The following is a 17,263-nucleotide window of genomic DNA, read 5'->3' as shown; positions in this document are numbered from 1 at the left end:
ATCAGACATCCAGATCGACCGTCACCGGCGCGTGGTCGCTGGGACGATCCCATTCGCGGACGTCGTCGTGGATGCGGGCGGTGTCCTTGACCACGGCGGGGGTCAGGCCGGGCGACGTCCAGATGTGATCCAGGCGCAGACCGCGATTTGATTTGCGAAAGTCCGCGGCGCGGTAGCTCCACCAGCTGGCCAGTTTCTGGGGCTCGGGGAAGCGGTCGCGCAGCACATCGGCGAAACCGCCCGTCTCCTGAAGCCGGTTCAGGGTGTCGACCTCGATCGGCGTGTGGCTGACGATCTTGGACATGTAGCGGTGGTTCCAAACATCGCCTTCGCCGGGGGCGATATTGAAATCGCCGGCCATGACCAGGGGACGAGACTTGTCCTGATGGGCCACGATGGCGGTCAGCTGTTCATAGAAGTCCATCTTGTGATCGAACTTGGGGTTCAGCGCCCGGTCGGGAACGTCGCCGCCGGCCGGGATGTAGAAGTTCTGCACGTCGATGCCGGACACGCGGGCCGAGACGCAGCGCGCGTGACCCAGTTTGCACACCTGGAAGGTGTCACTGTCCTCAAGCGGCAGGCGACTGGCGATGGCGACGCCGTGCCAGCCCTTCTGGCCCGCCACGCGAAGGTGGGGCATGCCCATGTCCTCAAAGGCGCCGCGCGGGAACTGGTCCGTGGTGCATTTGATCTCCTGAAGCATCAGGACATCGGGCGCGCGTTCGGCGACGAAGCGGGCCACCTGATCGATGCGCAGGCGGACGGAGTTGATGTTCCAGGTGGCGAGGCGAAGGGTCATGCCCCCGTCTAGCAGGCGCGCCGCGTAAAAAAAGCCCGGCCGCGACGGGCCGGGCTTTGGGAGGTTCGTCTCTCTCGCCGCCGGGGAGGGGATATTCCAGGGCGGCAGAACGGCCGCCGCCGTTCCTGTGCTAAAAGTGTCACTAACGATTATAAAAGTCAAATCGTCATAATTACCCGCTTGCGCGTGCTGATTATGAAACAGTCCGGCAGCGGATCAGTCTCGCGGCGTTTGCGCTTGCGGGGCCGTCGCCCATTCGCCGCGCCAGTCGTAGCTGAGCGTTACGCAGTGCCGATAGGCGCCGTCCGACCACCGACCCACCGCCTGCATGGTCAGGGGACGGGGCGCACGCACGCGGCCCATGATCAGCCAGACCTCGTCGGCGCCGGGACACAGGGCGCGCGACAGGCCGCGGCCGTCGCCGTCCTGATCGATGGCGTAGATGTCGTTTTCCTCGGCGCCTTGGGGCAGGACGCGTCGCGCGGCGTCCGGCCCGCCGCGCGTGAAGCCTGCTGTCCCGCGCGCGGTGGTGGAGAACAGACGCTCCACCTGCACCGCGCCGAAAAGGCCGCGCCGCACCTGCAAGGTGACGCCCTTGGTCAGCGCCTGGGTGATCCGGTCCGACGCATTATAGGCCAGGTAGCGGGTGTCCGCATGGGCGGGCGCCGCCGCCGAACCGACGGCGATCAGGGCGAGAGCGGTGGCGGTGATACGGCGCATACGTTTCTCTTCCTCAGGTTTTGCGGCGAGAACGGGGCCTGATCCGATCAGCGTTCGCCGAGGCAGCGCAGCGCGACCTCGAGATTGCGCAGGCCGTCTTCGCCGGTGACGGCCGGCGTTTCGCCGGTCGTGATGGCGCGGGCGAAGGCCTCCAGCTCCTTCTTCAGCGGTTCGGCCGGCCAGCTGTTCAGCATCCGGGTCGAATAGGAGCCGTCCGGCTGCTGGCCGAAATATTCGGTGACCTGGCGCGTGATCAGATCAGCGACGATGAACTTGGTCTTGGTCGCGACCTGCAGGGTGCGGGTCTTGTAGGGGGTGACCCAGTTGGTGGTGATATGGGCGATCACGCCGCTGTCCAGGCGGAATTGAAGCAGGGCCGTGTCCTCGCGGTCCGCGCGGGTGCGGGCCAGTTGCGGCTGGACCTCGACGATCTCGGAACCCGTCAGGTGGCGGATGATATCGATGTCGTGTACGGCCAGATCGATGACCACGCCGACCTCGCCCATGCGGGGCGGGAACGGACCGACGCGGGTGATCTGGATCGAGATGATGTCGTCGTCAGTCACGGCCCGCTTGACGGTTTCGACCGCCGGATTGAAGCGCTCGACCTGACCGACCATCAGAACGCGGTCATTGGCCTTGGCTGCATCGATCATGCGCTGGGCGTCGGCGACGCTGGCGGCGATCGGCTTTTCCACCAGGACGTGGACGCCCTTTTCCAGCAGGGCGACGCCAATCTCGGCGTGGAACCGGTTGGGCGTGGCGACGATGGCGGCGTCCAAGCCGGCGTCGACGAAGGCCTGGGCCGTCGTGACAGGCGATGCGCCATAGGCGGCGGCGACGCCCTCGGCCGTCACCGCATCGGGATCGAAGACGGTGGTCAGGTCGAACTCGCGCATCTCGGAGGCGACGCGCGCATGGTTGCGGCCCATGACGCCGACGCCGGCGACGCCGATCTTGAGGGCGGGGGTGTTCGGCATAGGCTTAGCCCTTGTAGCTGGCGACGGCGGCGACGACCTTGTCCTGGGTCGCCTCGTCCAGATCGGCGTGCATCGGCAGGCTGAGGACCCGGTCCCTCAGCCGTTCGGTGACGGGCAGGCCGCCCGCACCCTGAGGGAAGCGCTGATAGGCCGGCTGCATGTGCATGGGCACCGGATAATAGACGGCGGTGGGCACGCCCTGATCCTTCAGGTGCGCGGCCAGCCCGTCGCGGTCCTCATGCTCGATCGTGTATTGCGCCCAGATGGAAACGCCGCCGTCGATGACGTGGGGCACGGCCGAGACATGGGGCGCGAGGTGTTCGTTGTAGCGGGCGGCGATCCGGTTGCGCCACTCGATCTCCTGACCGAAGACCTTCAGCTTCTCGATCAGGATGGCGGCCTGGATGGTGTCCAGCCGGCTGTTCATGCCGATGCGCATGGCCAGATATTTGGGGTCGTGGGCGAAGGCGGCGGCGCCGGCCTCCAGGTCCTTGGCGACGACCTTGCCGTGCACGCGAAGGGAATCCATTTCCTGCGCCAGATCGTCGTCGTCGGTCAGCACCGCCCCGCCGTCGCCGTAGCAGCCCAAAGGCTTGGCCGGGAAGAAGCTGGTCGTGGTGACATCGGCCCACTTCAGCGGATGGTCGCCGTTCAGGGTGCATCCGAAGCCCTGCGCCGAATCCGAGATCAGCTTGAGCCCGTGGCGGTCGCAGATCGCGCGGATGGCGGGATAGTCGGCCGGCTGACCAAACAGATCGACGGCGATGACCACCTTGGGCGTCAGGCGACCTTCGGCCTTGACCGCTTCGATGGCCGCCTCAAGCTTGGCCGGGTCCATATTGTAAGTGTGGGCGTCGACGTCCACGAACACAGGCGAGGCGCCCAGCCACGGCACAACCTCGGCCGTGGCCGTGAAGGTGAAGCTGGGGCAGAAGACGGCGTCGCCGGTGCGGACGCCCCAGGCAATCAACGGCAGGATCAGGGCGTCGGTGCCGTTGCCGCAGCCCAAGGCGTGTTTGGCCTGACCGAAGGCGGCGAGGTCGGCCTCGAACTGGCGGACCTGCGGACCCATGACCCAGGCGCCGCCGACGACGGCTTCCTGAACGGCGGCCTCGATCTTGCCGCCGAGGCGTTGGCGCTGGGCCTGAAGGTCGATGAAGGGGATCATGGGGGACGCTCTCCACGGGGGAATCGGGGGCGGCGGCCGGACAGGCGGGCCGCGAATGTCGGGTCGTCCTAGCAAGATCGGGCGCGCGGGCCAAATCGCGCGGCGTCACATCGCGTTGCCCTTTGCTACCGCACACAGGTCTTGGCGCCCGTCGGCTTGCGCCGTAAGCCAGCGCCATGACGACGCTTTCCGCCGCCCGGACCGGGGTTTCGAACTGGCTGTTCGACCATGCCCTGCCGCTGTGGGCCGAGCGGGGCGTGGACGCCGATGGGCGTTTCTTCGAGCAACTGGACTTCGACGGCCGTCCGGTGACTGGTCTTCGTCGTCGCACGCGGGTTCAGGCGCGTCAGGTCTATGTGTTCTGCGAAGCGGCCGCCTTGGGATGGGCGCAGGGCCGCGCGGTGGCCAAGGCCGGGCTGGATCAACTGATAGCCGACCGCCGACGTGATGACGGCCTTTGGGTCTCGGCAACCGATGACGACGGCGTGGTGGTCGATGAGACGCCGGATCTCTATGATTTGGCCTTCGTTCTGTTCGCGCTCGCGGCGGCGCACCGCGTCCTGGGTGATGCGCGAGCGCGGCCTTTGGCGCTACAGACGCTGGCTGCGATCGATCGGTTGATGGCGTCTTCGCATAGGGGATGGGAGGAGGCGCTGCCGCCACGCCTGCCGCGGCGTCAAAATCCCCACATGCATATGCTGGAGGCGATGCTGGCCTGGCATGCGGTTGCGCCCGATCCGGCGTTCGAGGTGGCGGCGCGGGTGTCGCTTGACCTGTGCAAACGCCGCTTCCTGGTCGACGGCGCGATCCGCGAATATTTCACCGAGGATTGGTCCGCCGATCCAGCGACGGGTCATGTGATCGAGCCGGGCCACCTCGAAGAATGGGCCTGGCTGTTGAAACAGAGCGGGGACGATTCAGATCTGGCCACGGCGCTGCATCGTCGAGCGGCAGCCCAGGGTTATCGCGACGGATTCGCCATCCGCGAGATCGGCCCGGCGGGAGAGGTGCTGGATGGCGGGCGGCGTCTGTGGGCCCAAACCGAGGCCATTCGCACGGGGTTAAGTTTTGGCGACGCCGGCGTTTCGGCACTGATCGCCGCCGTGTTCGACACGCATCTGGCGACCGCTGTGCCGGGCCTATGGGTGGACAGCTACGATGCCCAAGGCCGCTCGCACGATGCGGCGGCGCCTGCGTCCAGCCTCTATCACCTGATGACCGCCTTTTCTGAACTGCTTCGGAGCGACGCATGACCGGCCGGACCGCCGCCTTTTTGGATCGAGACGGGGTGCTGATCGAGGACAGAGGTTATCCGCATCGTCCGGAGCATCTGAAGCTGATTCCGGGCGCGGCGGCGGCGGTGCGGCGGATGAATCAGGCCGGCTATCGCACCGTGATCGTGACGAACCAGTCGGGCGTGGCGCGGGGCCTGTTCAGCGAAGAGACGATGAACGCCTTCAACGATCTGCTGGTCGCGCGACTGGCCGAAGAGGGCGCGATCATCGACGCCGTCTATTCCGCGCCCTTCCACCCCGAGGCGATCGAGGCGCGTTACCGCCATCCCGACCACCCTGATCGCAAGCCCAATCCGGGCATGTTGCTGCGCGCCATCAAAGAGCACGATCTGGACCCGACGCAGTCCTTCATCATCGGCGATCAGAAGCGCGATCTGCAGGCCGGAGAGCGGGCCGGGGTGGCGGGCTACCTCTTCGAAGGCGGCGATCTGGACGCTTTCGTACGCGATGTGGTCGGTCTCTAAGACCGGGCGTCGCATTTCCTCGCCTGGTGAATTACTCTGGTCTAAAATCCGAGGAAATCGCCAATGAGCGCGCCCTATCCATTCGTTGAACGCCGCTGGACCTCGCCGGATGGGCTCACGCTCTTTGCGCGGGATTATGCGCCCGGTCCCGGTGTCGCGCGGCCGCCGGTGATCGCCATCCACGGGCTGACCCGCAACAGCGCCGATTTTGAAGCCATCGCGCCGCTTTTGGCCCAGAGCGGGCGTCGGGTGCTGGCCGTGGATGTGCGTGGACGTGGCCTGTCGGACCGTGCGCCCGACCCCATGACCTATATGCCCGACGTCTATGCGCGCGACGTGCTGGCCCTGATGGAGCAGGCCGGGATCGATAAAGCGGTCTTCGTGGGCACCTCGATGGGCGGGCTGATCACCATGGCGCTGACGGCGATGCGGCCGAAGGCGGTTGTCGCGGCGATCCTGAACGACATCGGGCCGGAGGTGGCGCCGGAAGGTCTGGCGCGCATCGCCGCCTACAGCGGTCAGCCGGTGGAGATCGGCTCCTGGGCCGATGCGGCGGCCTATGCGAAGCGGATCAATGCGGTGGCGTTTCCGCACTATATGGATGCGGACTGGGACGCCTTCGCGCGGCGCATTTTCCGCCAGCAGCCCGACGGCGAGATCGCGCTGGACTACGATCCCGACATCGCCGTGCCGATCCGCGCGGCGGGGGCCAAGGCGCTGGTTCCGAACCTGTGGCCCATGTTCCGGCGGCTGGCGAAGAAGAAGCCGACGCTGCTGGTGCGGGGCGCTGCCTCGGATCTGCTGAGCGCCGACATCGCCGCGCGGATGAAGAGGGCGGCTCCAACCATGGCCTATGTCGAGGTTCCCGGCATCGGCCACGCGCCCATGTTGGACGAGGCCGAGGCCAAGGCGGCGATCTTCGAATTCCTGGCCGAGGTCGATTAGTCCCTGGTCGGGTCGACCCGTGACGTATCGCCGTAGGTCAGGGCCAGGAAGACGTCCTCCAGGTCCGGATCTTCGGTGGTGATGTCGGCGATGGTGACGCCGGCGGCGCGCACGGCGTTGATGACCTGCTCGACCGACGACTGCCCCTTTTTATAGGCGACCGCGAAGGCGCCGCCCGGACGGGGCGTAACCTCGAAACCGGCCAGCACCGGCGGCGTCGCCTGGGGCGTTTCCGGGGTCACGACGACATTGCGGCTGTCCAGACGGCGTAGAAGCTGCGGCGTCGGCTCGCAGGCCACCACCTCGCCCCGGTTGACGATGGCGATGGTGTCGCAAAGCTCCTGGGCCTCTTCGAGATAGTGGGTGGTCAGGACGATCGTCACCCCCTCCTCGTTGATGCGGCGGACATAGGCCCACAGCTGGCGACGCAGTTCGACGTCCACGCCGGCCGTCGGCTCGTCCAGGATCAGGATGGGCGGATTGTGGACCAAGGCCTTGGCCACCATCAGACGGCGCTTCATGCCGCCGGACAGGGCGCGGACATAGGCGTTGGCCTTGTCCGACAGGCCCAGCGCGGCCAGCAGTTCGTCGGACCGGCGCTCGTCCTTGGGCACGCCGTAAAAGCCCGCCTGCACCTCCAGCGATTCGCGCGGGGTGAAGAAGACGTCGGCGACGATCTCCTGCGGCACGACGCCCAGAGCGGCGGCGGCGTCGCGCGGCTCCTTGTCGATGTCGCGGCCCCAGATGGTCACCGAGCCCTCGGACTTCTTCACCACCCCTGCCAGGATGTTGATCAGGGTCGATTTGCCGGCGCCGTTCGGGCCCAGCAGGCCGAAGACCGAGCCGCGCGGAATGACCAGATCGACGCCGCGCAGAGCCGTCTTGGGGACGGCCTTCTTGGACCCGGCATAGGTCTTCTTCAGTCCCCGCACCTCGATGGCGTTGTCGGGCAGGGCGGGGGTCTCTGACATGGTCGGCTATTCACTCGGACGGGACGGCGAGCGGCATAGGTAGGGCGCACGATCGCAATCGCCAACCTGTCTTGCCGACAGCATCAGACAAGCAGACCTGTCTATGTGTCAATGGTGCTTGACTTAAGCATTTCGCGTGTCTAGCTTGCTTGTCATTAAGACAACCAAACTTGATGGAGATCGACGTGACCGCCGTTCAAAAAGGCAAAACGCCTCTGACCCGCACCCGCCTGATCGGCTTCGTCGCGATGGCGGTCTGCGCCATCGGTTACATCGGCGGCGGACTGGCGCTGCTGGCGGGCAAGACCGATCAGATCGAGATGACGCATGCCGCCATCGCCGGCGCTGCCCTGTTGCTGATCGGCGAGATCGGTCTGTGGGTCGGCGCGGCCTGTCTGGGCCTGACCCTGTTCAAGAAGCGCAAGGCGATGCTGAACCGGCTGCTGGGTCGCCGGATCGCCGAGGTTTGACCTTCCGGCCTGCGCCGCCTAGGAAGCGCGCAAGCCTTTCAGACCCGGACCGGACCATGCCTCCCCGCCATTCCGACGCCATCATCCCGCCGCCCGAAGAGATCGTCGTCTCGACCAAACGCGTGGCCTGCGACGGCGGCGGCGGGGCCCTGGGCCATCCGCTGGTCTATATGGACATGGGCGAGGACGACTTCATCGAGTGCGGCTATTGCGACCGGCGTTTCGTCCTGTCGGCCCAGTCCCACGACGAGAACGAATATCTGAGCCCCGCGGCCCGCGCGCCCGAGGCCCACTGAGACCGTAACCTCAGTTCAGTCGCGGTGTTGCGGCGGTTGGGTCTATAGACGGCTGACACGCTGTTCGGACGGAGACGAGCCTTGCGATATCTGCACACCATGGTCCGGGTAAAGGACATCGACGCTTCGCTGCACTTCTATTGCGACCTTCTGGGTCTGCAGGAGGTGCGCCGCATCGAGAACGAGGCGGGCCGGTTCACGCTCGTGTTTCTCGCCGCGCCCAAGAATCTGGAACAGTCGGCGGCGGAACGCTGCCCCGAGGTCGAGCTGACCTTCAACTGGGATCCGGAAGAGTATCAAGGCGGCCGCAACTTCGGTCACCTGGCCTATAAGGTCGATGACATCTACGCCGCCTGCCAGACGCTGATGGACGGCGGGGTGACGATTAACCGTCCGCCGCGCGACGGCAACATGGCCTTCGTCCGCTCGCCTGACGGCATCTCCATCGAACTGCTTCAGGAAGGCGCGCCGTTGGCGCCGGCCGAGCCCTGGGCCTCCATGCCGAACGTCGGCGCCTGGTGATGACGGCGCGGACGGCCGCTCTGCTGACGGTTGCGGCGGTCGTGCTGTCAGCCTGCGCCTCGACCACCGAGAGCAACACAGGCCGCACGGCGACGGAGCAGCTGCTGTTGGCGCGCGCCTCGGACCGGGCGGTCGAGGGCCTGGTCCTGCCATTGCCGACGGGCGCTTCGGTCTTCATCGACGACGCCTACTTCCAGGGAGAGGGCACCCGCTACGCCGTCAGCGCGATCCGCGGCGCGATCTCGGACGCCGGTTTCAGCCTGGCCCGCAACAAGGACGAGGCGAACGCCGTGTTCGAGATCCGCGCCGGCGCCCTGTCGCTGGAACAGATGCGGCGAGTCTTCGGCATTCCCGAGATGCGGATTCCGATCAACGAGACCTTCAACGTCGTCTCTCTGCCGGAACTGTCGGTCTATAGTCACCGCGACCGGGTCGGGGTCGCCGAGTTTTCCGGCTTCCTCTACGAAGCCAAGACCGGTGCGCCGCTGGGCGCGGTGGTGCCGATGATCGGCACCTATCGCATCCGCAGCCACAAGGCCTTCATGGTCGTGTCCTGGGGCCAGCAGCAGGCCCAGCCGGGTCAACGCGATCCGGGATCGAGCTGGACCGAATTCTGACGCTGACGCGGGGGCTTTGGAGCCCTATGTTCCCGCCATGACCGACACGACTGCGCTCGAAAATCCAGAAACCGAACGCCAGATGACGCAGGACGGCCCTGCGCTGCGGCTGTGGATGATCGACGCCTCGGCCTACATCTTTCGCGCCTATCACGCCCTGCCGCCATTAACGAGAAAGTCCGACGGCCTGCCGGTCGGCGCGGTCCAGGGCTACTGCAACATGTTGTGGAAGCTGCTGAAGGACATGAAGGGCGCGGATGGCCCGACGCATCTGGTGGCCATCTTCGACCACTCGGAAAAGACGTTCCGCAACACCCTGTACGATCAGTACAAGGCCCATCGCCCGCCGCCGCCCGAGGATCTGGTCCCGCAGTTTCCGCTGGTGCGCGAGGCGACGGCGGCGTTCGGCGTGCATTGCGTCGAACTGCCCGGCTACGAGGCCGACGACCTGATCGCCACCTACGCCTGCAAGGCGCGCGATGCAGGCGGCGAGGCGGTAATCGTCTCGTCCGACAAGGATCTGATGCAGCTGATCGGCGGCGGCGTCGTGATGTGGGATCCAATGAAGGACCGGCGTCTGGCCGAGCCTGAGGTCTTCGAAAAGTTCGGGGTTGCGCCTGAGAAGATGGTCGACCTGCAGGCCCTGATCGGCGACAGCGTGGACAACGTCCCCGGCGCGCCAGGCATCGGACCGAAGACGGCGGCGCAGCTGCTGGACGAATATGGCGATCTGGACACCCTGTTGGCCAATGCCGGTGAGATCAAACAGCCCAAGCGCCGCCAGACTCTGATCGACTTCGCCGACCAGATCCGTCTGTCGCGCGAGCTGGTGCGCCTGACCTGCGATGCGCCGGCGCCCGAGGCGATCGACGATTTCGCTGTGCGCGATCCCGATCCCGCGATCCTGTCGGCCTTTCTGGAGACGATGGAGTTCCGCTCGCTGCAGCGCCGCGTCGGCGACGGCAAGGCCGGGCCCAGCGACGTCTCGGCCTTTGCGCCCAAGCGCGCGACGAACCTGAACGCGCCGGTCGCGACCCCTCGCTACGGCCAGGTCGTCGAAGGCCCGGCCGAGGTTCAGACCTTCGATCACGCGGCTTACGAATGCGTCCAGACCGAAGAGGCGCTGGATCGCTGGATCGCGCGCGCGACCGAGGTCGGCGTAGTCGGCTTCGACACCGAGACCGACACGCTGTCGGCGACCCACGCGGGTCTGTGCGGCGTGTCGTTGGCGGTGGGGCCGAACGAGGCCTGCTACATCCCCCTGACGCACGAGCACGAGCCGCAGTCCGGCGAGGGCGGACTATTTGGCAAAACGGGCGAGGCGCCCGAGCCGATCCATCAGCTGGACAAGCCCACGACCCTGGCGAAGCTGAAGACGCTTCTGGAAGACCCGTCGGTCCTGAAGGTGCTTCAGAACGCCAAATACGACGTCGCCGTCATGGCGCGTCGGGGCATCCGCGTCGCGCCCTATGACGACACCATGCTGGTCTCCTATGTGCTGGAGGGCGGACTGCACGGGCACGGAATGGACGAGCTGGCGCGCCTGCACCTGGGCCACGAGCCGATCGCATTCAAGAGCGTGGCGGGCGCCGGCAAGAGCCAGAAATCTTTCAAGCACGTCGCGCTGAAACCGGCCTCGGAATATGCTGCCGAGGATGCGGATGTGACGCTGCGGCTGTGGCGTATTCTGAAACCCCGTCTGGCGCGTGAGGGCCTGTCCACCGTCTATGAGACGCTCGAGCGCGGCATGCCAACGGTGCTGGCGGACATGGAGCTGAACGGCGTTCGCATCGATCCCGACCGACTGAAGCGCCTATCCAGCGAGTTCGGCCTGCGCATGGCCGAGCTGGAGGCCCAGGCCCATGAGATCGCCGGGCGGCCCTTCAACATCGGTTCGCCGCGCCAGATCGGAGAGATCCTGTTCGGCGAACTGAACCTGCCGGGCGGCAAGAAGACCGCCTCGGGCCAGTGGGGCACCGACGCCAGCGTGTTGGAGGAACTGGCGCTCAGCCACGATCTGCCGCGCGCCATCCTGGACTGGCGCCAGCTGTCGAAGCTGAAGGGCACCTATACGGACGCCCTGACCGCGGCGGCCGATCCCAAGACGGACCGCGTTCACACCAGCTATCAACTGGCCGCCGCCACCACGGGCCGTCTGGCATCCAGCGATCCCAACCTGCAGAACATCCCCATCCGCACCGAGACGGGCCGCGAAATCCGCCAGGCCTTCATCGCTGCGCCGGGCAATGTCCTGATCAGCGCCGACTACAGCCAGATTGAGCTGCGCCTTTTGGCCCATATCGGCGATATTCCCGAACTGAAGCGCGCCTTCAAAGCGGGGCTGGATATTCACGCGGCGACGGCCTCGGAGATGTTCGGCGTGCCGGTCGAGGGCATGCCGTCCGAGACGCGGCGCCGCGCCAAGGCGATCAACTTCGGCATCGTCTACGGCATTTCGGCCTTCGGCCTGGCCAATCAGCTGGGCATCGATCAGGGCGAGGCGGGGGCCTATATCAAGACCTATTTCGAACGGTTCCCCGGCATCCGCGCCTATATGGACAAGACCAAGGCCGAGGTGCGCCAGACCGGCTTCGTCTCGACCGTCTTCGGCCGCCGAATCCACATCCCGGCCATCCATTCCAAGTCCGGAGCCGAGCGCCAGTTCGGCGAGCGCGCCGCCATCAACGCCCCGATCCAAGGCGCGGCCGCCGACATCATCCGCCGCGCCATGATCCGCATGCCCGCCGCCCTGACCGAAGCCGGTCTTGCTACGCGCATGCTGCTTCAGGTCCACGACGAACTGGTGTTCGAGGCGCCGGAAGCCGAGGCCGACCGCGCCATCGCCGTCATTAAACGCGTGATGGAAAACGCGTCGGACCCAGCCGTGGCCCTGACCGTACCCCTCGTAGTGGATGCCCGCGCGGCGTCGAACTGGGACGCGGCGCACTAGGAACGGGCTAGGCGGCGATCATGCCGATGTCGTCGGGGAGTTCGCCGCGGCCGAGCAGGCCGGTTTCGAAGTCCATGAAGATGTCCATCAACTCCTCGACGTTCACCGGAGCGGCGGAGGGACCGAAGCGGAAACGCCAGTAGCTGACGATGTGCTGGACGGCGCCCAGCTGGTCGCCCAGCTTGGCGAACATGGAGGGGGCGTCCAGCAGGAAGTCGCGGAAGGCGATCGGGCGGCCTTCCTGGGTCAGTTTGGCGTAGGCGTCGTCATAGACGCGCAGAGTGCGACTGACCTCGTCGCACGTCTTGATGATGCGGCCGCGCAGGACATCGCGGCTGCGCGCCAGATATTCCTTGGCGGCGCGATCGACCTTGCCGACGGGCTTGATGGTGCGCACGGCCTCGGCGACGCCGGCGACTTCGCCCAGCAGGGCGGCGAGCGTCCACTTGTAATAGAGGAAGCCTTTCCAGCAGAAGACGCCCTCCTGATACTGTTCGGGCGCCAGGCGCAGCGTCAGTCGCAGGGCGTCCAGCTGATCGCCGGGCGTGTTCGACAGGATCTTTGACGCCATCCGCCCGGCCGAATCCGAGTTCACTGCGATCGTGTCCGCGCCCAGGCTGAGCGTCACCAGCGGCTCGATCTCGCTGCGAACGAAGGCCAGCATGCGCTGAAGATCACTGTCGCTGATCGAGAAGTAGCAGGGCGAGGGGTCCAGGCCGCCGCGCCGCAACTGCTCGCGCAGCAGGAAGGGATCCAGCGACGGCAGTTTGTCGATCAGGCGCAGGGTCTCGATATCGGGATGGTTGGGCGCAACGCCGAACGCCTCCATCATCATCCGCTCAAAGCCGATCTGATTGACGAAGACGTATCGGCCGCCGGTCTTCAAATCTCCATCGTCGATGGGAATGACGACCTTGGTCGCGACCTGGCGTCGGCCGGTGAACAGATCGGTCTCATTGCGTCGAAGACGATGCTTGATGATGAGGGCGCGGTTCAGCGCCACTGTACGGAAGATCGGACGCGCCGCCCAGTCGGGATTGCGAACGGCGCCGTCGGGCGCGCTGTCGCCGTTCTCCTCCCACACGCGCAGCAGATTCAGCACGCGAGCTGTGGAGGCCGAGCTCTTGAGGTGCTCCAGGTTGCGGACGGCGCGATCAGTCATGGCGCTGACGTTACGCCAACAATCGTCACCAAATGGCTTAGCTCGGGAAATAAAATATCTGCGGTCGGCGAATTTCTGCCGTTCGATCCTGCGCGCCGGACAACGGCTTTGAGCGCTGTGCTGGCGCGTGACGGCGATCCGGGTCTAGAACGACGGCATGCAGATTTTCGACATTCTGATCATCCTCGCGATCCTGGCCGTGACCATCACTCTGGGCTTCGGCCTCTATTCGCTGTTCCGGGGCGGGGACTATGCGCGCAGCCATTCCAACAAGCTGATGCGGCTGCGCGTCGGGCTTCAGGCGGTCGCCGTCATTCTGCTGGTCGTCGGCATGATGTGGAAGGCGACGCAGGGAGCCTGATCATGGTAACGCTGAACAAGATCTACACCCGCACGGGCGATGACGGTCGCACGCGGCTGGCGTCCGGCGCGCCTGTGTCCAAGAGCGATGCCCGGGTCGAGGCCTATGGCGCGGTGGATGAGCTGAACGCGGTGATCGGGGTCGCCCGGCTGAACAGCGGCCAGAACGACCGGATCGACGCCATGCTGGGCCGGATCCAGAATGAGCTGTTCGATCTGGGCGCCGATCTGGCCACGCCTCTAGACCCGCCGCCGGCCTGGGAGGCCTTGCGCATCGTCGAGAGCCAGGTTGCGCGCCTTGAGCAGGAAATCGACTGGATGAACGAGAGCCTGAAGGCGCTCGACAGCTTCATCCTGCCGGGCGGCGCGCCCTTGTCGGCCCATTTGCATGTCGCGCGCACCGTCTGCCGACGGGCCGAACGCGAGGCGGTGCGTCTGATCGAAAACGGCGAGGCCGTGAACGTCGAGGCGGTCAAATATCTGAACCGCCTGTCCGACCATCTGTTCGTGGCTGCGCGACGCGCCAACGCCAACGGCGCTAGCGACATCAAATGGAAGCCCGGCGCGACCCGCTAGGCGAAACCGGTCAGGCGGCGGGACGCGCCGCCGCCAGTGCGGCTTTCTGACGCTCGGCCTCTGCGGCGCGGGCGCGGCTCTGGGCGGCGAGATCCTGTTCGATCCGAACCAGCTCCCGGTTCTTCTCGGCCGAAGCCTCGGCGCGCGACACGCCATTGGGGCGGCCGGTGATCTGCGCGATGGAGATGGGCTGGGCGCAGATGCGGCTTTCCATGTCGTACCATTTGCCCGCCGCCTCGCAGCGTTTGCCGGGCGCGACCCAGTAGTCCTGCAGGGCGAAAATCCCGACGACCGTGATGCCGAACAGGCCGAAGAAGATCATCGCCAGGCGGGGAAAGGTCAGGAAACGCTTCATCTCGTGGTCCGTTGGATAGGGATCGAAGCCACAGCTTGACCCCACGTTACGTTGACAGGCCTTCGCGACCGCTCCATGTCCTGCCCACACATTCAGGCGATTTCACGGATAGACCCATGAAGGTACTCGTCCCCGTCAAACGGGTGATCGACTATAACGTCAAGGCCCGCGTCAAGGCGGATCAGTCGGGCGTCGATCTGGCCAACGTCAAGATGAGCATGAACCCCTTCGACGAGATCGCCGTCGAAGAGGCGGTTCGTCTGAAGGAAGGCAAGGAACACCATGCCGCCGGCACCGCGACGGAAATCGTCGTGGTCTCCATCGGCGTCACCCAGGCCCAGGAAACCATCCGCACGGCGCTGGCTATGGGCGCGGATCGGGGGCTGCTGATCCAATCGGATACGGATCTTGAGCCGCTGGCGGTCGCCAAGCTGCTGAAGGCGGTGGTCGAGGAAGAAAAGCCCGACCTGGTCCTGATGGGCAAACAGTCGATCGACGGCGACAACAATGCCGTGGGCCAGATGCTGGCCGCCCTGCTGGACTGGCCCCAGACGACTTTCGCCGGCAAGCTGGTGATCGATGCCGGCAAGGCCACGGTCACGCGCGAGGTCGACGGCGGCCTGCAGACGATTGCTGCCGAACTGCCGGCGGTGGTCACGGTGGACCTGCGGCTGAACACGCCGCGCTATGCCTCCCTGCCGAACATCATGAAGGCCAAGAAGAAGGAGATCGCCATGAAGGCGGTTGCCCACTACGGCGTCGATGTCGCCGACCGCCTCAAGGTCATCAAGGTCACCGAGCCGCCCAAGCGGTCGGCCGGCGTCAAGGTGGCCGATGCGGCCGAACTGGTTTCCAAGCTCAAGTCTGCGGGAGCGCTGTAATATGGCTGTCCTCGTCATCGCCGATCACGACGGTTCGACCGTTCGCGACACCACCCACAAGACCGTGACCGCCGCGCTGGGCCTGTCGTCCGACGTGGACGTCCTGGTCCTGGGGCAGGGGGCGCAGGCCGCCGCCGATAGCGCCGCCAAGATCGCGGGTGTCCGCAAGGTGCTGCTGGCCGAGAGCGCTGGTCTGGGCAAGATGCTGGCTGAGGCGGTCGAGGCGACCGTCCTGCCGCTGGCCGGGAGCTACGACGCCATCCTGACGCCGGCCACCACGGACGGAAAGAACTTCGCCCCGCGTCTGGCCGCCAAGCTGGACGTCGCGCCGATCTCGGACATCATTGAGGTGGTGTCGGCCGACACCTTCGTGCGCCCCATCTATGCCGGCAATGCGCTGGAGACGATCCAGTCGGCCGACGCCAAGAAGGTGATCACGGTGCGCCCGACCGCCTTCGCCGCCGCGGCTGAGGGCGGTTCGGCCCCGGTCGAGAGCGTCGCCGGCGCCGATGCGCCCAAGACGGCCTTCGTGTCCGAGGAAATGGTCAAGTCGGACCGGCCCGAACTGGGCGCCGCCAAGATCATCGTCTCGGGCGGTCGCGCCCTGGGCTCGGCGGACGAGTTCCATGCCGTGATGGAGCCGCTCGCCGACAAGCTGGGCGCCGCCATCGGCGCCTCGCGGGCGGCGGTCGACGCCGGCTATGCGCCCAACGACTATCAGGTCGGTCAGACCGGCAAGGTGGTCGCCCCGGCGCTCTACATCGCCATCGGCATCTCGGGCGCCATTCAGCACCTGGCCGGGATGAAGGACTCCAAGACCATCGTCGCCATCAACAAGGACGCGGACGCCCCGATCTTCCAGGTCGCGGACTATGGTCTGGTCGGCGACTACAAGACGGTGGTGCCGGAACTGATGGCCGCCTTGGGCTAGGCCCAGGTCGAATCGATCTGAAGGGGGCGCGGCGCCGATCGGAGCCGCGCCCTTTTTCTTGCCCGTAGAGGACGGCATGGCGAACTTGCCCATAAGGCTGCAGCCTGGCGCTGCGGCCGATCGCATTGATGGCTGGGCGACCGACGCCGAGGGACGACCCGTGCTCAAGGTGCGCGTCCGCGCCCGTCCGATCGAGGGAGAGGCCAACGACGCCCTAATCCGGATGCTGGCCAAAAGCCTTGGCGTGCCGAAGTCGTCGATCAGCGTGGGACGCGGCGGACAGTCGCGCTCGAAAATGATCGTCGTGCAGGGACTGGATGACGAAGAGCTGCGCTCGCGCCTCGTCGACGGTCTTTCTGGCGATTGAGGAGAGCCATCCGGCCGATTGATGCGTTCTGCATCGGAACAGGAGACCAGCCCAATGACGATGGACGCCCGCATCCTCCACGCCCGCAGCGGCGTCACGCTCGAGCAGAAGGACGATGTCTATAGGGTCTCAAGCCTGCGGCTGTCCGACCCGGCGACTTTCTCGGAAGAGGCGGACGCCCAACGCGCCTTCGATGATGAGGTCGCGGCCTCCGAGCAGGATCCAGAGCTGATGTCGCGTCTCGGTGGGGCCTGAAAAGGCGAAACGCCCGGATTTGCGGGCCCCGAACAGGCTCGAGGACTGCGATTCCTGATCGACGATCATGAGTCTGCGAGAAACTTCCCCTGTCGTGTCAGAATCCGCTTGCTGACAAATCCGCCTCTCCGTATAGAGCCGCCTCGCTCGGAAACGGGCTGGCCGGCGGGCCGCGGGGG

General features: G+C 66.1%; 21 protein-coding genes. 14 read left to right on the top strand and 7 right to left on the bottom strand.

The genetic code is table 11. The features are described 5' to 3' along the window. Position 1: 1 nt before the first annotated feature. From ASF31_RS13130 to ASF31_RS13115, 4 genes are all read right to left on the bottom strand, one after another. Positions 2-799 carry an exodeoxyribonuclease III gene (locus ASF31_RS13130; RefSeq protein WP_055755059.1) on the bottom strand — a complete coding sequence of 266 codons (798 nt, stop codon included), beginning with the start codon at positions 797-799 and terminating at the stop codon, positions 2-4. Positions 800-1,015: 216 nt separating this feature from the next. Continuing rightward, positions 1,016-1,519 carry a hypothetical protein gene (locus ASF31_RS13125; protein WP_045810938.1) on the bottom strand — a complete coding sequence of 168 codons (504 nt, stop codon included), beginning with the start codon at positions 1,517-1,519 and terminating at the stop codon, positions 1,016-1,018. A gap of 47 nt (positions 1,520-1,566) precedes the next feature. Next, positions 1,567-2,499, bottom strand: a complete 933-nt coding sequence (locus ASF31_RS13120; RefSeq protein ID WP_055755058.1) for a Gfo/Idh/MocA family protein — start codon at positions 2,497-2,499, stop codon at positions 1,567-1,569. Between the two features lie 4 nt (positions 2,500-2,503). Continuing rightward, on the bottom strand, positions 2,504-3,667 hold the full coding sequence (locus tag ASF31_RS13115; protein WP_055755057.1) for a DegT/DnrJ/EryC1/StrS aminotransferase family protein: 1,164 nt from the start codon (positions 3,665-3,667) through the stop codon (positions 2,504-2,506). 176 nt (positions 3,668-3,843) lie between these two features. Here ASF31_RS13115 and ASF31_RS13110 point away from each other — a divergent pair, with 176 nt between their 5' ends. The 3 genes from ASF31_RS13110 to ASF31_RS13100 all read left to right on the top strand — a co-directional run bounded on the left by ASF31_RS13110 (position 3,844) and on the right by ASF31_RS13100 (position 6,371). Further along, on the top strand, positions 3,844-4,920 hold the full coding sequence (locus tag ASF31_RS13110) for an AGE family epimerase/isomerase (RefSeq protein WP_055755056.1): 1,077 nt from the start codon (positions 3,844-3,846) through the stop codon (positions 4,918-4,920). Continuing rightward, on the top strand, positions 4,917-5,426 hold the full coding sequence (locus ASF31_RS13105; RefSeq protein ID WP_055755055.1) for an HAD-IIIA family hydrolase: 510 nt from the start codon (positions 4,917-4,919) through the stop codon (positions 5,424-5,426). The genes ASF31_RS13110 and ASF31_RS13105 overlap by 4 nt, the downstream gene beginning before the upstream one ends. A gap of 63 nt (positions 5,427-5,489) precedes the next feature. Beyond that, positions 5,490-6,371 (top strand): alpha/beta fold hydrolase, encoded by an 882-nt coding sequence (locus tag ASF31_RS13100; RefSeq protein ID WP_055755054.1) that lies wholly within the window; start codon positions 5,490-5,492, stop codon positions 6,369-6,371. Here the strand turns inward: ASF31_RS13100 and ASF31_RS13095 are convergent. Next, positions 6,368-7,342: an ABC transporter ATP-binding protein gene (locus ASF31_RS13095; RefSeq protein WP_055755053.1), complete on the bottom strand. Its 975-nt coding sequence runs from the start codon at positions 7,340-7,342 to the stop codon at positions 6,368-6,370. The genes ASF31_RS13100 and ASF31_RS13095 overlap by 4 nt on opposite strands. A 185-nt stretch (positions 7,343-7,527) precedes the next feature. On the opposite strand from ASF31_RS13095, the gene ASF31_RS13090 reads away from it, so the two are divergent. The 5 genes from ASF31_RS13090 (at position 7,528) to polA (ending at position 12,197) form a co-directional block, all read left to right on the top strand. Continuing rightward, positions 7,528-7,812 carry a hypothetical protein gene (locus ASF31_RS13090; protein WP_235551339.1) on the top strand — a complete coding sequence of 95 codons (285 nt, stop codon included), beginning with the start codon at positions 7,528-7,530 and terminating at the stop codon, positions 7,810-7,812. 56 nt (positions 7,813-7,868) lie between these two features. Next, positions 7,869-8,108: a zinc-finger domain-containing protein gene (locus ASF31_RS13085; protein WP_055755051.1), complete on the top strand. Its 240-nt coding sequence runs from the start codon at positions 7,869-7,871 to the stop codon at positions 8,106-8,108. 81 nt (positions 8,109-8,189) lie between these two features. Next, positions 8,190-8,630 carry a VOC family protein gene (locus tag ASF31_RS13080; protein ID WP_055755050.1) on the top strand — a complete coding sequence of 147 codons (441 nt, stop codon included), beginning with the start codon at positions 8,190-8,192 and terminating at the stop codon, positions 8,628-8,630. Then, the gene (locus ASF31_RS13075; protein ID WP_017505427.1) at positions 8,630-9,247 is read left to right on the top strand and encodes a DUF6655 family protein; all 618 of its coding nucleotides are present in this window, start codon (positions 8,630-8,632) and stop codon (positions 9,245-9,247) included. The genes ASF31_RS13080 and ASF31_RS13075 overlap by 1 nt, the downstream gene beginning before the upstream one ends. A 37-nt stretch (positions 9,248-9,284) precedes the next feature. Next, entirely contained in the window at positions 9,285-12,197 is a 2,913-nt protein-coding gene (polA, locus tag ASF31_RS13070; RefSeq protein ID WP_055755144.1) for a DNA polymerase I, read from the top strand. A 7-nt stretch (positions 12,198-12,204) separates the two neighbouring features. Here polA and ASF31_RS13065 read toward each other — a convergent pair whose 3' ends face one another. Further along, positions 12,205-13,359 (bottom strand): hypothetical protein, encoded by a 1,155-nt coding sequence (locus ASF31_RS13065; RefSeq protein WP_055755049.1) that lies wholly within the window; start codon positions 13,357-13,359, stop codon positions 12,205-12,207. 157 nt (positions 13,360-13,516) lie between these two features. Between ASF31_RS13065 and ASF31_RS13060 the strand changes: the two genes are divergently transcribed. Together ASF31_RS13060 and ASF31_RS13055 are read left to right on the top strand one after the other, a co-directional pair. Continuing rightward, on the top strand, positions 13,517-13,720 hold the full coding sequence (locus ASF31_RS13060) for a twin transmembrane helix small protein (RefSeq protein ID WP_055755048.1): 204 nt from the start codon (positions 13,517-13,519) through the stop codon (positions 13,718-13,720). Between the two features lie 2 nt (positions 13,721-13,722). After that, on the top strand, positions 13,723-14,295 hold the full coding sequence (locus ASF31_RS13055) for a cob(I)yrinic acid a,c-diamide adenosyltransferase (protein WP_039246607.1): 573 nt from the start codon (positions 13,723-13,725) through the stop codon (positions 14,293-14,295). Positions 14,296-14,305: 10 nt separating this feature from the next. Here ASF31_RS13055 and ASF31_RS13050 read toward each other — a convergent pair whose 3' ends face one another. Further along, positions 14,306-14,650, bottom strand: coding sequence for a hypothetical protein (locus ASF31_RS13050; RefSeq protein WP_055755047.1), 345 nt, complete (start codon positions 14,648-14,650; stop codon positions 14,306-14,308). A 116-nt stretch (positions 14,651-14,766) separates the two neighbouring features. On the opposite strand from ASF31_RS13050, the gene ASF31_RS13045 reads away from it, so the two are divergent. The 4 genes from ASF31_RS13045 to ASF31_RS13030 all read left to right on the top strand — a co-directional run bounded on the left by ASF31_RS13045 (position 14,767) and on the right by ASF31_RS13030 (position 17,084). Further along, on the top strand, positions 14,767-15,531 hold the full coding sequence (locus ASF31_RS13045; RefSeq protein WP_055755046.1) for an electron transfer flavoprotein subunit beta/FixA family protein: 765 nt from the start codon (positions 14,767-14,769) through the stop codon (positions 15,529-15,531). A gap of 1 nt (position 15,532) precedes the next feature. Next, positions 15,533-16,462: an electron transfer flavoprotein subunit alpha/FixB family protein gene (locus tag ASF31_RS13040; protein ID WP_055755045.1), complete on the top strand. Its 930-nt coding sequence runs from the start codon at positions 15,533-15,535 to the stop codon at positions 16,460-16,462. Positions 16,463-16,538: 76 nt separating this feature from the next. Beyond that, positions 16,539-16,829: a DUF167 domain-containing protein gene (locus ASF31_RS13035; RefSeq protein WP_055755044.1), complete on the top strand. Its 291-nt coding sequence runs from the start codon at positions 16,539-16,541 to the stop codon at positions 16,827-16,829. Positions 16,830-16,883: 54 nt separating this feature from the next. Further along, a complete protein-coding gene (locus ASF31_RS13030; protein WP_055755043.1) occupies positions 16,884-17,084 on the top strand; it encodes a hypothetical protein in 201 nt (66 codons plus the stop codon). Positions 17,085-17,263 lie beyond the last annotated feature (179 nt).

This window comes from Brevundimonas sp. Leaf280, assembly GCF_001422455.1.
GTDB lineage: Bacteria > Pseudomonadota > Alphaproteobacteria > Caulobacterales > Caulobacteraceae > Brevundimonas.
This window is presented reverse-complemented; position numbering and strand designations above follow the sequence as displayed.

Excerpts from the sequence above, each read along its gene's own strand:
- ASF31_RS13125 (WP_045810938.1), bottom strand. The coding sequence starts at position 1,519 with ATGCGCCGTATCACCGCCACCGCTCTCGCCCTGATCGCCGTCGGTTCG.
- ASF31_RS13105 (WP_055755055.1), top strand. The coding sequence starts at position 4,917 with ATGACCGGCCGGACCGCCGCCTTTTTGGATCGAGACGGGGTGCTGATC.
- ASF31_RS13040 (WP_055755045.1), top strand. The coding sequence starts at position 15,533 with ATGGCTGTCCTCGTCATCGCCGATCACGACGGTTCGACCGTTCGCGAC.
- ASF31_RS13065 (WP_055755049.1), bottom strand. The coding sequence starts at position 13,359 with ATGACTGATCGCGCCGTCCGCAACCTGGAGCACCTCAAGAGCTCGGCC.
- ASF31_RS13115 (WP_055755057.1), bottom strand. The coding sequence starts at position 3,667 with ATGATCCCCTTCATCGACCTTCAGGCCCAGCGCCAACGCCTCGGCGGC.
- ASF31_RS13030 (WP_055755043.1), top strand. The coding sequence starts at position 16,884 with ATGACGATGGACGCCCGCATCCTCCACGCCCGCAGCGGCGTCACGCTC.
- ASF31_RS13075 (WP_017505427.1), top strand. The coding sequence starts at position 8,630 with ATGACGGCGCGGACGGCCGCTCTGCTGACGGTTGCGGCGGTCGTGCTG.
- ASF31_RS13045 (WP_055755046.1), top strand. The coding sequence starts at position 14,767 with ATGAAGGTACTCGTCCCCGTCAAACGGGTGATCGACTATAACGTCAAG.
- ASF31_RS13085 (WP_055755051.1), top strand. The coding sequence starts at position 7,869 with ATGCCTCCCCGCCATTCCGACGCCATCATCCCGCCGCCCGAAGAGATC.
- ASF31_RS13095 (WP_055755053.1), bottom strand. The coding sequence starts at position 7,342 with ATGTCAGAGACCCCCGCCCTGCCCGACAACGCCATCGAGGTGCGGGGA.
- ASF31_RS13060 (WP_055755048.1), top strand. The coding sequence starts at position 13,517 with ATGCAGATTTTCGACATTCTGATCATCCTCGCGATCCTGGCCGTGACC.
- ASF31_RS13035 (WP_055755044.1), top strand. The coding sequence starts at position 16,539 with ATGGCGAACTTGCCCATAAGGCTGCAGCCTGGCGCTGCGGCCGATCGC.
- ASF31_RS13100 (WP_055755054.1), top strand. The coding sequence starts at position 5,490 with ATGAGCGCGCCCTATCCATTCGTTGAACGCCGCTGGACCTCGCCGGAT.
- ASF31_RS13050 (WP_055755047.1), bottom strand. The coding sequence starts at position 14,650 with ATGAAGCGTTTCCTGACCTTTCCCCGCCTGGCGATGATCTTCTTCGGC.
- ASF31_RS13130 (WP_055755059.1), bottom strand. The coding sequence starts at position 799 with ATGACCCTTCGCCTCGCCACCTGGAACATCAACTCCGTCCGCCTGCGC.
- ASF31_RS13120 (WP_055755058.1), bottom strand. The coding sequence starts at position 2,499 with ATGCCGAACACCCCCGCCCTCAAGATCGGCGTCGCCGGCGTCGGCGTC.
- ASF31_RS13055 (WP_039246607.1), top strand. The coding sequence starts at position 13,723 with ATGGTAACGCTGAACAAGATCTACACCCGCACGGGCGATGACGGTCGC.
- polA (WP_055755144.1), top strand. The coding sequence starts at position 9,285 with ATGACCGACACGACTGCGCTCGAAAATCCAGAAACCGAACGCCAGATG.
- ASF31_RS13110 (WP_055755056.1), top strand. The coding sequence starts at position 3,844 with ATGACGACGCTTTCCGCCGCCCGGACCGGGGTTTCGAACTGGCTGTTC.